Annotated in this window: 9 protein-coding genes; all 9 read left to right on the top strand. The window is 66.4% G+C overall.

Annotation, left to right across the window (positions count from 1 at the left end; genetic code table 11):
- Positions 1–109 precede the first annotated feature (109 nt).
- Positions 110–4,885: a glutamate synthase-related protein gene (locus CCO03_RS03590; protein WP_087277366.1), complete on the top strand. Its 4,776-nt coding sequence runs from the start codon at positions 110–112 to the stop codon at positions 4,883–4,885.
- 116 nt (positions 4,886–5,001) lie between these two features.
- Positions 5,002–6,477 carry a glutamate synthase subunit beta gene (locus tag CCO03_RS03595; protein WP_087277369.1) on the top strand — a complete coding sequence of 492 codons (1,476 nt, stop codon included), beginning with the start codon at positions 5,002–5,004 and terminating at the stop codon, positions 6,475–6,477.
- Between the two features lie 807 nt (positions 6,478–7,284).
- Positions 7,285–9,591, top strand: a complete 2,307-nt coding sequence (locus CCO03_RS03600) for a catecholate siderophore receptor Fiu (RefSeq protein WP_087277372.1) — start codon at positions 7,285–7,287, stop codon at positions 9,589–9,591.
- Between the two features lie 14 nt (positions 9,592–9,605).
- Positions 9,606–10,280 (top strand): Fe2+-dependent dioxygenase, encoded by a 675-nt coding sequence (locus CCO03_RS03605; RefSeq protein ID WP_087277375.1) that lies wholly within the window; start codon positions 9,606–9,608, stop codon positions 10,278–10,280.
- Between the two features lie 269 nt (positions 10,281–10,549).
- Entirely contained in the window at positions 10,550–11,359 is an 810-nt protein-coding gene (locus CCO03_RS03610) for an ABC transporter ATP-binding protein (protein ID WP_236904022.1), read from the top strand.
- On the top strand, positions 11,356–12,138 hold the full coding sequence (gene mlaE / locus CCO03_RS03615) for a lipid asymmetry maintenance ABC transporter permease subunit MlaE (RefSeq protein ID WP_087277382.1): 783 nt from the start codon (positions 11,356–11,358) through the stop codon (positions 12,136–12,138). The genes CCO03_RS03610 and mlaE overlap by 4 nt, the downstream gene beginning before the upstream one ends.
- A gap of 16 nt (positions 12,139–12,154) precedes the next feature.
- A complete protein-coding gene (gene mlaD, locus CCO03_RS03620) occupies positions 12,155–12,646 on the top strand; it encodes an outer membrane lipid asymmetry maintenance protein MlaD (protein ID WP_087277385.1) in 492 nt (163 codons plus the stop codon).
- A complete protein-coding gene (locus CCO03_RS03625; RefSeq protein ID WP_087277388.1) occupies positions 12,643–13,416 on the top strand; it encodes an MlaA family lipoprotein in 774 nt (257 codons plus the stop codon). Before mlaD ends, CCO03_RS03625 begins: the two co-directional genes overlap by 4 nt.
- A gap of 112 nt (positions 13,417–13,528) precedes the next feature.
- The gene (locus CCO03_RS03630; RefSeq protein WP_087277391.1) at positions 13,529–14,158 is read left to right on the top strand and encodes an MlaC/ttg2D family ABC transporter substrate-binding protein; all 630 of its coding nucleotides are present in this window, start codon (positions 13,529–13,531) and stop codon (positions 14,156–14,158) included.
- Positions 14,159–14,166 lie beyond the last annotated feature (8 nt).

Here is a 14,166-nt window from a genome sequence, read left to right on the forward strand (position 1 = left end):
TTATTTAATTAATATCTGACCCCATTTAAAAAACTTGGCCCCAAGCTTGCAATGGTTTTATGATCGCACTCCCGCGAGAGCAGTACCCCACAAATCAAAGGATTTGCGCATGACCACCTTGGCTGAACAGGGCCAGTTGCACGCCAACGGCCTGTACGACCCCGCTTTGGAACACGACGCCTGTGGCGTGGGCTTTGTGGCCCACATCAAAGGCCAGAAGAGCCACGACATCGTCACGCAGGCGCTCAAGATCCTGGAAAACCTCGACCACCGCGGCGCCGTGGGCGCGGACAAGCTGATGGGCGACGGCGCGGGCATCATGATTCAGCTGCCCGACGGTCTGTATCGCGAAGACATGGCCAAGCAGGGCGTCAACCTGCCGCCCGCGGGCGAGTACGGCGTGGGCATGATCTTCCTGCCCAAGGAACACGCCTCGCGTCTGGCGTGTGAGGAAGAGGTCGAGCGCGCCATCAAGGCCGAAGGCCAGGTGCTGCTGGGCTGGCGCGACGTGCCCGTCAACCGCGACATGCCGATGTCGCCCACCGTGCGCGAGAAAGAGCCGGTGATCCGCCAGGTGTTCATCGGCCGCGGTGCCGACGTCATCGTGCAGGATGCGCTGGAGCGCAAGCTGTACGTGATCCGCAAGACGGCCAGCGCCGCCATCCAGAACCTGCAGCTCAAGTACAGCAAAGAGTACTACGTGCCCAGCATGAGCAGCCGCACGGTGATCTACAAGGGTCTGCTGCTGGCCGACCAGGTCGGCACCTACTACAACGACCTGGAAGACCCGCGTTGCGTGTCGGCCCTGGGCCTGGTGCACCAGCGCTTTTCGACCAACACCTTCCCCGAGTGGCCGCTGGCCCACCCCTACCGCTACGTGGCCCACAACGGTGAAATCAACACCGTCAAGGGCAACTACAACTGGATGCGCGCGCGCGAAGGCGTGATGAGCTCGCCGGTGCTGGGCAACGACCTGCCCAAGCTCTACCCGATCAGCTTCGCCCACCAGTCGGACACGGCCACCTTCGACAACTGCCTGGAGCTGCTGACCATGGCCGGCTACCCGCTGGCCCAGGCCGTGATGATGATGATCCCCGAGCCCTGGGAGCAGCACACGACCATGGACGAGCGCCGCCGCGCGTTCTACGAGTACCACGCCTCGATGATCGAGCCCTGGGACGGCCCGGCCTCCATCGTGTTCACCGACGGCCGCCAGATCGGCGCCACGCTGGACCGCAACGGCCTGCGCCCGGCGCGCTTTTGCGTGACGGACGACGACTTGGTGATCATGGGCTCGGAGTCGGGCGTGCTGCCCGTGCCCGAGCACAAGATCGTGCGCAAGTGGCGCCTGCAGCCTGGCAAGATGTTCCTGATCGACTTCGAGCAGGGCCGCATGATCGATGACGAGGAGGTCAAGGCCAGCCTCGCCAACGCGCGCCCCTACACGCGCTGGATCGAAGACCTGCGCATCCGCCTGGACGACGTGGTGCACCCGGAAGCGGGCGAGGCCGGCACCGACACCTCGGGCCTGCTCGGCGAGCCCGCCACCGACGGCGTGGCCGACGTCAGCCCGGAGCTGCTGGACCGCCAACAGGCCTTCGGCTTCACCCAGGAAGACATCAAGTTCCTGCTCAGCCCCATGGCCGCCAACGGCGAAGAGGGCATCGGCTCCATGGGCAACGACAGCCCGCTGGCCGTGCTGTCGGACAAGAACAAGCCGCTGTACAACTACTTCAAGCAGCTGTTCGCCCAGGTGACCAACCCGCCGATCGACCCGATCCGCGAAGCCATCGTGATGTCGCTGGTGTCCTTCATCGGGCCCAAGCCCAACCTGCTGGACATCAACCAGGTCAACCCGCCGATGCGGCTCGAGGTCAGCCAGCCCATCCTCGGTTTCGAGGACATGGCCAAGCTGCGCAACATCGGCGCCTTCACCGGCGGCAAGTTCAGCTCGGCGGTGCTCGACATCACCTACCCGCTGTCGTGGGGCCCGGAGGGCGTGGAAGCGCGCCTGGCCTCGCTGTGTGCGCAGGCGGTGGACGCCATCAAGGGCGGCCACAACATCCTGATCATCAGCGACAAGGGCATTGGCACCGACAAGGTCGCCATCCCGTCGCTGCTGGCGCTGTCGGCCATCCATCAGCACCTGATCCGCGAAGGCCGCCGCACCGAGTGCGGCCTGGTGGTGGAGACGGGTTCGGCGCGTGAAGTGCACCACTTCGCCGTGCTGGCAGGCTACGGCGCCGAGGCTGTGCACCCCTACCTGGCCATGGAAACCCTGGCCGCCATGCACGCCGAGCTGCCGGGCGACCTGTCGCCCGAAAAAGCCATCTACAACTACGTCAAGGCGATCGGCAAGGGCCTGTCCAAGATCATGTCCAAGATGGGCGTGAGCACCTACATGAGCTACTGCGGTGCGCAGCTGTTCGAGGCCATCGGCATCAACTCGGCCACCATCGACAAGTACTTCACCGGCACCCCCAGCCGCGTCGAGGGCCTGGGCGTGTTCGAGATCGCCGAAGAGTCGGTGCGTCGCCACCAGGCGGCCTATGGCGACGACCCGGTGCTGGCCAACATGCTCGACGCCGGCGGCGAATACGCCTGGCGCACGCGCGGCGAAGAGCACATGTGGTCGCCCGAAGCGATCGCCAAGCTGCAGCACGCCACGCGCGCCAACAACTACAGCACCTACAAGGAATACGCGCAGACCATCAACGACCAGAGCCGTCGTCAGATGACGCTGCGTGGCCTGTTCGAGTTCAAGATCGACCCGGCCAAGGCCATCCCGGTCGACGAGGTCGAGTCGGCCGCCGAGATCGTCAAGCGCTTTGCCACCGGCGCCATGTCGCTGGGCTCGATTTCGACCGAAGCCCACGTGACCCTGGCCGTGGCCATGAACCGCATCGGCGGCAAGAGCAACACCGGCGAAGGCGGCGAAGACCCGGCGCGTTACCGCAACGAGCTCAAAGGCATCCCGATCAAGCAGGGCGAAACCCTGGCCTCCATCATCGGCAAGGAGCAGATCGAGTCCGACTACGAGCTGCGTGACGGCGACAGCCTGCGCTCGCGCATCAAGCAGGTGGCCTCGGGCCGCTTCGGGGTGACGGCCGAGTACCTGGCCTCGTCCGATCAGGTGCAGATCAAGATGGCGCAGGGCGCCAAGCCCGGCGAAGGCGGTCAGCTGCCGGGCGGCAAGGTGTCCGAGTACATCGGCAAACAGCGTTACTCGGTGCCCGGGGTGGGCCTGATCTCGCCACCGCCGCACCACGACATCTACTCGATCGAGGACTTGGCCCAGCTGATCCATGACCTGAAGAACGTCGCCTCGCAGTCGTCCATCAGCGTCAAGCTGGTGTCCGAGATCGGCGTTGGCACCATCGCGGCCGGCGTGGCCAAGTGCAAGGCCGACCACGTCGTGATCGCCGGCCACGACGGCGGCACGGGCGCCTCGCCCTGGTCGTCGATCAAGCACGCGGGCTCGCCCTGGGAAATCGGCCTGGCCGAAACCCAGCAGACCCTGGTGTTGAACCGCCTGCGCGGCCGCATCCGCGTGCAGGCCGACGGCCAGATGAAGACCGGCCGCGACGTCGTCATCGGCGCGCTGCTGGGCGCTGACGAGTTCGGCTTCGCCACGGCGCCGCTGGTGGTCGAGGGCTGCATCATGATGCGCAAGTGCCACCTGAACACCTGCCCCGTGGGCGTGGCGACGCAGGACCCCGTGCTGCGCAAGAAGTTCACCGGCAAGCCCGAGCACGTCGTCAACTACTTCTTCTTCGTCGCCGAGGAGGCACGCCAGATCATGGCGCAGCTGGGCATCCGCACCTTCGACGAGCTGATCGGTCGCTCGGACCTGCTCGACATGAAGCAGGGCATCGCGCACTGGAAGGCCAAGGGCCTGGACTTCTCGCGCCTGCTGGCCCGTCCGCAGGTGCCGGCCGATGTGCCCTTCCTGCATGTGGACACCCAGGACCACGGCCTCGAAAAGGCGTTCGACAACATCCTCATCGCCAAGTCGCAGCCGGCCATCGACAAGGGTGAGCGCGTGCGCATCCTGGAAAACGTGCGCAACGTGAACCGTTCGGTGGGCGCCATGCTCTCGGGCGCGGTGACCCGCGTGCACCCCGAAGGCCTGCCCGACGACACCATCCACATCCAGGTGGAGGGCACGGGTGGCCAGTCCTTCGGTGCCTTCCTGTGCAACGGCATCACGCTGTACCTGATCGGCGACGCCAACGACTACACCGGCAAGGGCCTGTCGGGTGGCCGTGTGGTCGTGCGTCCCAGCCTGGACTTCCGCGGGGTCGCAGCCGAAAACATCATCGTGGGCAACACCGTGATGTACGGCGCCACCACGGGCGAGTCGTTCTTCGCCGGCGTGGCCGGTGAACGCTTCGCCGTGCGCCTGTCGGGTGCCACGACGGTGGTCGAAGGCACGGGCGACCACGGCTGCGAGTACATGACCGGCGGCACCGTGGCGGTGCTGGGCAAGACCGGCCGCAACTTCGCGGCCGGCATGAGCGGCGGCGTGGCCTACGTCTACGACGAAGACGGCCAGTTCGCCAAGCGCTGCAACACGGCCATGGTGACGCTGGACAAGGTGCTGCCGCAAGCCGAACAGGAAGCCACGGTGGAGCGTGGGGTCTGGCACCGCGGCGAGACCGACGAGGCCCAGCTGAAGAAGCTGCTGGCCGACCACCTGCGCTGGACCGGCAGCCGCCGGGCCCGCGAACTGCTGGACAACTGGGAGTCGACGCGCGCCAAGTTCGTCAAGGTCTTCCCGACCGAGTACAAGCGCGCCCTGGGCGAGATCTACGCCAAGCAGCAGGCTGCTCGGCAGCTGGACAAGGCCAAGGCTCCGGCCAAGGCCACCGCGTCGGTCAAGTGAATCCTTGATTTGAACTGACCAGTATCACCCAGTTTGCGATCAATCACAAACGGCAGCAGGCCTATACTGCCTTTGTGATTGACGCTTGACCCCACACGACCCACGAGAGAATCACCATGGGAAAAGTCACCGGCTTTCTGGAACTCGACCGCATCGAGGAAACCTACGCGCCGCCGCAAGAGCGCCTCAAGCACTACAAGGAATTCGTCGTCGGCCTGAACTCGGCCCAGGTCAAGAACCAGGGCGCGCGTTGCATGGACTGTGGCACGCCGTTCTGCAACAACGGCTGCCCGGTCAACAACATCATCCCGGACTTCAACGACCTGGTGTACCGCAACGAATGGCGCAATGCCTTCACGGTGCTGGACTCGACGAACAACTTCCCCGAGTTCACCGGCCGCATCTGCCCCGCACCCTGCGAGGCGGCCTGCGTGCTCAACATCAACGACGACCCGATCGGCATCAAGTCGATCGAGCACGCCATCATCGACCGCGCCTGGGAAGAGGGCTGGGTGCTGCCGCGCCCGGCCAAGCACCAGACCGGCAAGAAGGTGGCCGTGGTCGGCTCGGGCCCGGCCGGCATGGCCGCCGCCCAGCAACTGGCGCGCGCCGGCCATGACGTGACCTTGTTCGAGAAGAACGACCGCGTGGGCGGCCTGCTGCGCTATGGCATCCCCGACTTCAAGCTCGACAAGTCGCACATCGACCGCCGCGTCAAGCAGCTGGAAGCCGAAGGCGTTCACATCCGCACCGGCGTGCTGATCGGCGCCATGCCCACCGAGGGCGGTGCCAGCAAGGTGACCAACCTGGCCCAGGAAACGATCTCGGCCGAGCAGCTGCAGCAGGACTTCGACGCCGTGCTGCTGACGGGCGGCGCCGAGCATTCGCGTGACCTGCCCGTGCCCGGCCGCGAGCTCGACGGCGTGCACTTCGCCATGGAGTTCCTGCCGCAGCAAAACCGCGTCAACGCGGGCGACAAGTTCAAGGGCCAGATCCGGGCCGACGGCAAGCATGTCGTCGTCATCGGCGGCGGCGACACCGGCAGCGACTGCGTGGGCACCAGCAACCGCCACGGCGCCAAGAGCGTCACCCAGTTCGAGGTGATGCCCATGCCGCCCGAGCAGGAGAACAAGCCCTTGGTCTGGCCGTACTGGCCGATCAAGCTGCGCACCAGCTCCAGCCACGACGAAGGCTGCGTGCGCGAGTTCGCCATCTCGACCAAGACCTTCAATGGCGACAAAGGCAAGGTCAAGAGCCTGACCACGGTGCAGGTCGAGTTCAAGGACGGCAAGCTCGTCGAAGTGGCGGGCACCGAGAAGGACTGGCCGGCCGACCTGGTGCTGCTCGCCATGGGCTTCACCAACCCCGTTGCCACGGTGCTGGACGCCTTCGGCATCGAGAAGGACGCGCGTGGCAACGCCAAGGCCACGACCGATTTCACCGGCGGTTACGCGACCAACGTGGCCAAGGTGTTCGCTGCCGGCGACATGCGCCGCGGCCAAAGCCTGGTGGTCTGGGCCATCCGCGAAGGCCGTCAGGCCGCCCGCGCGGTGGACGAGTTCCTCATGGGCGACAGCGAGCTGCCGCGCTGACGCGCAGCAAGACCCGGCCGCCCGTCGAACAACCGACGGCGCCGGCCGGTCCGCACCGAACTGCCCGCACAGCGCGAAGCGGCGGGCGCAGCCCTGGCTGGCTCGGATGGACGCTGCGCTGCGGCCGTCCGAGGTGAATGTCCTCAACAACGGGCCGTGACGGCGGGCCGCGACGACTGGCCGTGACGGCGGGCCGTGACGAATGTTTCGGTGGTCATCCAGTGAAGACCGCCGCCTGGTGCAGGGCAGCGCTTGTCCATGTGGCCCCACGCGGTGAGGTGCTGCTGCATGCAGCGAGGCGACATGCCGGCCCAGCCAGTGCTGATGCCTCAACGGCGAGGTCGCAGCCCGTCCGCCGCCTGCGGATCTTCCCCACCGAGACGGCATGCAGGGCTGTCAGGCCATCAGCATGCTGTGCGGGTGGGGTATGGGGCCATTCCCGTTTTCTTTGAAACGATGATGGGGGGATACCCCATTGAGGTTCGTAACGGCGATGCGTTCCGTCCCATCACGCCCCGTCACGCAGCGCGCACCGGCAGCCGAGTGGGGTCGGCGGCCTCCACGTCTTCCCTGGTCATGCGCCTCGGGCCAAGCCACGACGCTCGGCCTGAAGTGTCGCGGGCATGCAACGGCGCACGCGTTGGTGTCGTGCAGGTGAAGACATGCAAAGAATTGTTCTTTGTTCATGAAGTGAGAATAATTATCATTTGATGTTGCATCCGAATGCCCATTCGGACCCGCATCCTCTAGCCAGCCAGAGGCCCCCGCCTCAGCCAGCCAGTTCCTCATTTTTTGGACCTGTCATCCATGGCTGACTCTTCATTCATCCGCAGTCGCAAGCATTCCGCCCGTCACACCGCCTCGCCCTGGCTGGCCATGGCGGCCGTGGCCGTGAGCGCCACCGCGCACGCCCAAACCGCATCCACGCCGGCGCCGGCTCAACCCGCCCAGCCGGCGCAGTCGGCCACCTTGCCCACCGTCGAGGTCAAGGAGTCGGCCCCTGCGCCCTACAAGGCCGAGGGCCTGTCGTCGCCCAAGTTCACGCAACCGCTGGTCGACACGCCGCAGACCATCTCCGTCATCAAGGAAACGGTGATGCAGGAGCAGAACGCCACCACGCTGCAGGAGGCGCTGCGCAACACCCCCGGCGTGACCGTGCTGCTGGGCGAGGGTGGCAACTCGAACACCAAGGACAACATCTTCCTGCGCGGCTTCGACGCCACCGGCAGCATCTTCGTCGACGGCGTGCGTGACCTGGGCAGCCCGGTGCGCGACACCTTCAACCTGGAACAGATCGAGGTCATCAAGGGCGCGTCGGGCTCGGAGTATGGGCGCGGCACGGCCTCGGGCACCGTCAACCTGACGACCAAGGTGCCGACCACGGTGGACGCCGCCGAGGCGCGCATCTCGGCCGGCTCGGCCGACACCAAGCGCGCCACGCTGGACCTCAACCGCGCGCTGAGCGACACCTCGGCCCTGCGCCTCAACGTGATGGGCCAGAACTCGGGCGTCGCCGGCCGCGACATGGTCAAGAACAAGGGCTATGGCCTGGCGCCATCGCTGGCCTTCGGCCTGGGCACGCCCACGCGCGTGTTTGCCGACCTGGTGCATGTGCGCTTCAACAACCGCCCCGATGGCGGCGTGCCAACCGTGGGCCTGTCGGGCTTTTACAACGCGGCCCTGGCCAATGCCGGGGTCACCAACATCCGGGCCGTGGACCCGTCGAACTACTACGGCAGCGCCAGCGACTACAGCAAGACCAAGGCGGACCAGCTCACGCTGCGCGTGGAGCACGACCTGTCGCCCGACACCACGCTGCGCAACGTGACGCGCGCCGGCCGCAGCGGCATCGACCAGCTCATCACCGGCACCAGCGGCGTGGTCAGCGACACCGTGAACAGCGTGGTCGTGCCGCGCCTGGACCCGGCCACCTGGACGGCCACGCGCTCGCGCCAGCTGCGCTGGCAGGAAAACACCTTGATCACCAACCAGACCAACGTGACGACCAAGTTCGCCACGGGCTCGGTGAAGCACGCGCTCAGCGCGGGCGTGGAGCTGATCCACGAGAAGCAGACCACGCGTGGCCGTGCCGGTGCCGGCACCATGTCGCCGGCCGACCTGTACAACCCCAACGTGAACGACCCCATCACCGGCCGGGCGGTGGTTGACAGCGGCCAGGTGAGCCAGGGCAAGACCAACACCGTGGCGGTGTACGCGTTCGACAGCCTGGAGTTTTCGCCGCAGTGGCAGCTGAATGCCGGCGTGCGCGTGGACCGTTACCGCACCACCAACGACAACGTCACCGCGCCCGATGCCGATGGCCTGCAGACGCGCACCCACATCAAGGCCAGCGACACGCTGTTCAGCGGCAAGCTGGGCGTGGTCTACAAGCCGGCGACGAACGGCAGCGTGTATGCGTCGGTGTCGACCTCGCAACTGCCCCCGGGCGGCAGCAACTTCACGCTGAGCGCGGCCGAGGGCAACATCAACAACCCCAACATGGACCCCTCCAAGGCGACCAACGTCGAGCTGGGCACCAAGTGGGAGCTGATGGACAAGCGCCTGCTGGTGAGCGGCGCGCTGTTCCGCACCACCGTCAACAACGACCTGGGCACCGTGGACGCGGTGACCGGCGAGGTCACCCAGTACGGCAAGAAGCAGGTGCAAGGCATCGAGCTGAGCGCGGTCGGCCAGATCACGCCGGCCTGGAACCTGAGCGCTGGCCTGGCCCGCATGACGACCAAGGTGAAGGAGGGCACGTCCGCGCAGACGGGCGCGGGCATCAACTGGTCGCCCAAGCTGACCTTCACGGCCTGGAGCACCTACCGCTTCGACAACGGCCTGACCGTGGGGGGCGGCGCGCGCTACGTGGACTCGGTGGTGCGCTCCATCAGCAACACGGCGCAGGCCGCCACGACCAACATGCTGAGCACGCCGGACTACTGGGTGTTCGACGCCTACCTGGGCTACCAGGTCAGCAAGAACGTCGACCTGCAGCTCAACGTCTACAACCTGGCGAACAAGAAGTATGTCGCCAGCTTGAACAACAACGGTGGGCGCTACATCCCCGGCCCCACGCGGTCGGTGCTGCTGACCGCGAACGTGAAGTTCTGACCGGAAAGGGCGACATGCTGTTGCACATCCCCCAGGTGCTCGGCACCGTTGCCCTGCAGGCCGTGCGCGAGCAGCTGGCGCAGGCGCCCTGGGCCGACGGCCTGGCCACCGTGGGCGCACTGGGGGCCACCGTCAAGCGCAACCACCAGGTGCCGGCCGACTCGCCCCAGGGCGAGGCGCTGGCGCGCGCGGTCGAGCAGGCCGTGCGGCAGCAGCCGCTGTTCGTCTCGGCCGCCTTGCCCCGCCACGTGCTGCCGCCGCTGTTCAACCGGTACGCAGGGGGCGAGACCTATGGCTTGCACGTGGACGGCGCCATCCGCCAGGCTGCTGGCCTGATGCTGCGCGCCGACCTGTCGTGCACCCTGTTCCTCAGCGATCCGGACACCTATGAAGGCGGCGAGCTGGTGGTGGTCGACACCTACGGCACGCACGAGGTCAAGCTGCCGGCAGGCGACCTGGTGCTCTACCCGGCGAGCAGCCTGCACCAGGTGCTGCCGGTGACCCGGGGGGTGCGGCTGGCCTCGTTTTTCTGGGTGCAAAGCCTGGTGCGCGACGACGCCCGGCGCGCGATGCTGTTCGAGCTGGACCAGACCAACCAGAGCCTGTTGCGCAAACTGGGCAGCTGCGCCGAAACCCTGGCGTTGACCAATCAATACCACAACCTGCTGAGGATGTGGGCTGATACATGAGGGTATGGTGCTGTCCCCGTTGTCTTAAAAACGGGAGCTGGCATATACCCATCAAAAATCAGGTGAACCGAGGAGTGCGGGGCGAATGACCGCTTGCCGGCTTCCCCCAGGGCATGCCGCTGCCATGGTCGCAGTTGGCCGGTTTGCGCACAGAACGCCCGATGAGGCAAGAGCACCGCCACGTCAACCGGGTAATCCGGGAGATGTCGGCATCCGCGGGCCGAGCGTCTATCATGCCCGGTTTACCGCTTTTGGCCTCACCCCCACCCATGCCTTCCGATCCGCACGATCTGGTTGTTCTGTCGGATGTCACCTTCGGCTACGACGAGCGCCCGGTGCTCCAGTCGCTGAACGTGCGCATCGCGCGGGGCCAAGTCACGGCCCTGATGGGCGCGTCCGGCGGCGGCAAGACCACGGTGCTGCGCCTGATCGGGGGCCAGCACAGGGCGCAGGCGGGCGAGGTGCGCTTCGATGGCCAGGACGTGGGGCAGATGGGGGAAGCCCAGCTCTACGCCATGCGCCGCCGCATGGGCATGCTGTTCCAGTTCGGCGCGCTGTTCACCGACATGACGGTGTTCGACAACGTGGCCTTCCCGCTGCGCGAGCACCTGCAGCTGTCCGAGCCGCTGGTGCGCGACATCGTCCTGATGAAGCTCGGTGCGGTGGGGCTGCGCGGCGCCCGCGACCTGATGCCGGCGCAGATCTCGGGGGGCATGGCCCGCCGCGTGGCGCTGGCGCGGGCCATTGCGCTCGATCCGGAGCTGGTGATGTACGACGAGCCGTTCGCGGGTCTGGACCCGATTTCGCTCGGCATTTCGGCCCAGCTGATCCGCCAGCTCAACGATTCGCTGGGCCTGACCAGCGTGCTGGTGTCGCACGACGTGGATGAAACCTTCCGCATCGCCGATCACGTGATCATCCTGGCGAATGGCGGCATCGCCGCGCAAGGCACGCCGGACGAGGTGCGCGCCAGCACCGATCCACTGGTGCAGCAGTTTGTGCACGCCCGCGCCGACGGGCCGGTGCGCTTCGAGTACCCCGGCCCCAGCATCGAGCAGGATTTCGGGGTGACGCCATGAGGTGGTGGCACCCATCCGACCTGGGGTTCGCCACGCGCAGCCTGGTGGCCAACGTGGGCTATGGCACGCGCTTTTTCCTGCGCCTGCTGGGTTTGTTCGGCCCCAGCATGCGGCGCTTTGGCCTGGTGCGCGACCAAATCCATTTCCTGGGCAATTACTCGCTGGTCATCATCGCCGTGTCCGGCCTGTTCGTCGGCTTCGTGCTGGGCCTGCAGGGCTACAACATCTTGCAGCGCTACGGCTCGGCCGAGGCGGTGGGTCTGATGGTGGCCCTGAGCCTGCTGCGCGAGCTGGGGCCGGTGGTCACGGCGCTGCTGTTTGCCGGCCGGGCCGGCACCTCGCTGACGGCCGAGATCGGCCTGATGAAATCGGGCGAGCAATTCAGCGCCATGGAGATGATGGCCGTGGACCCGGTGCGGCGCATCATCGCGCCGCGTTTCTGGGCCGGTGTGATCGTGCTGCCGCTGCTCACGGCCGTGTTCAACGCCGTCGGCATCCTGGGGGGCTGGATCGTCAGCGTGCCCATGATCGGCGTCGATCCGGGCGCGTTCTGGAGCCAGATGCAGGGCGGGATCAGCGTGATCGACGACCTGGGCAACGGGGTGCTCAAGAGCCTGGCGTTCGGCGTCACCGTCAGTTTCGTGGCCCTGTTGCAGGGCTACCTGGCCAAGCCGACGGCCGAAGGGGTGGCCCGCGCCACCACCCGCACCGTGGTCATGGCCTCGCTGGCCGTGCTGGGCCTGGATTTTTTGCTCACCGCCTGGATGTTCAGCGTCTGAGCCAAGGGAGAGTCACATGTCGCGTTCCAAAAATGACATCTGGGTGGGGCTGTTCGTGATCATCGGCGCGCTGGCGCTGGTGTTCCTGGCCCTGCAATCGGCCAACCTGCTGAGCCTGAATTTCAACCAGACCTACCGCGTGACGGCCAACTTCGACAACATCGGCGGCCTCAAGCCCAAGGCAGCGGTCAAGAGCGCGGGGGTGGTGGTGGGTCGCGTGGCCAGCATCGGCTTCGACGACGACAACTACCAGGCCAAGATCACGCTGGACCTGGAGCAGCGCTTTCGGTTCCCGTCCGACAGCTCGCTGCAGATCCTGACGAGCGGTTTGCTGGGCGAGCAGTACATCGGCGTCTCGCCCGGGTATGGCGAGACCATGCTCAAGGGCGGCGATAATGTGACCTCCACGCAATCTGCCGTGGTGCTGGAAAACCTCATCAGCCAGTTCCTCTACAGCCAAGCCGCCGAGCGCGGTGACAACAAGACCGGCACTGGCACCAAACCATGAACGACAAGCCCTCACACGCCCCCCACGTGCGTGCCCTCTCGGCCTTGCTGGCTGCCGGTGCCCTGAGCCTGGCCGCGGGTTGTGCCAGCGTGCCGCCCCACAGCACGCCCGATCCGCGCGACCCGTTCGAGTCCTACAACCGGGGCATGACCCGGTTCAACGACGCGGTCGACGACGCGGTGCTCAAGCCCGTGGCCACGGGCTACAAGGCGGTGGTGCCATCGTTCATCCGCACCGGCGTGGGCAACTTCTTTGCCAACCTGGGCGATGCCTGGTCCATGGTCAACAACGCCTTGCAGGGCAAGGGCGAGCACTTCGGCGATTCCATGGGGCGGGTCATGGTGAACAGCTTCATCGGCATCGGTGGCCTGTTCGACGTGGCCACCGAGGCCGGCATCCCGCGTCACCGCGAGGATTTCGGCCAGACCCTGGCGGTCTGGGGCGTGCCGTCGGGCCCATACCTGGTGCTGCCGCTGCTGGGCAGCTCCACCGTGCGCGATACCGCCGCCTTGCCGGTGGACTCCAAGGGCAACCCCTGGCGTTACGTGCACGACGTGCGCTGGCGCAATTCCGGCACGGCCCTGTTCCTCGTCGACACGCGCTCGCGCTTCCTCGATGCCGGCGACCTGATCAACGACGCTGCGCTGGACCCCTACACGTTCAAGCGGGATTTTTACCTGCAAAAGCGCAACAGCGACATCTACGATGGCTATCCGCCCGACAGCGGCGAGCGCTACGACTTGCCCGAGGGCGACACGTCGGCGCCCTGACGGTTTTTGCCAGCGTTTGCAAAGCGTTACGTGAACTTTGTCGCGTGGCCGGCCGTCTGAGCCTTGCCGCACCGATGCGGCCATTCTGAGAGATTTCGGAGGATTTCAAGCCATGTTTCGTCGTACCTTGATTCGTGCAGTGCCCACGGTGATGCTGGGCGCTGCCCTCGCGCTGCCGGGCGTGAGCTGGGCCGATGAAGCGCCCAACACCTTCATCGAGAAGGTCACCAACCAGGTGCTCGACACAATCCGCAACGACCCCGCCATCAAGTCGGGCCAGTTCGCACCCGTCATGGCCGCCGTCGACCGCATCGTGCTGCCCAACGTCAACTTCAAGCGCATGACGGCCTCGGCCACGGGTCCGGGCTGGCGCAAGGCCACGCCGCAGCAACAGCAACAGCTGCAGACCGAATTCAAGACCCTGCTGGTGCGCACCTACGCGGGCGCGCTGAAGTCGGTCAGCAACGAGACCGTCGAGGTGCTGCCCCTGCGCAACGCCACCGGCAACGAGGTGCTGGTGCGCAGCCTGGTGCGCGGCAAGGGCGATCCCATCCAGCTGGACTACCGCCTGGAGAAAACCCCCGGCAAAGGCCAGGGTTGGCAGGTCTACGACGTCAACATCATGGGCGTCTGGATGGTCGAAAGCTACCGCAACCAGTTTGCGCAAGCCATCAACGCCGGCGGCGTGGACGGCCTGATCAAGCAGCTGCAGGACCGCAACCAGGCCAACGCCGCGCGCTGAGCCAGCGC

This window comes from Comamonas serinivorans (assembly GCF_002158865.1).
GTDB classification, from domain to species: Bacteria; Pseudomonadota; Gammaproteobacteria; order Burkholderiales; family Burkholderiaceae_C; genus Comamonas_E; species Comamonas_E serinivorans.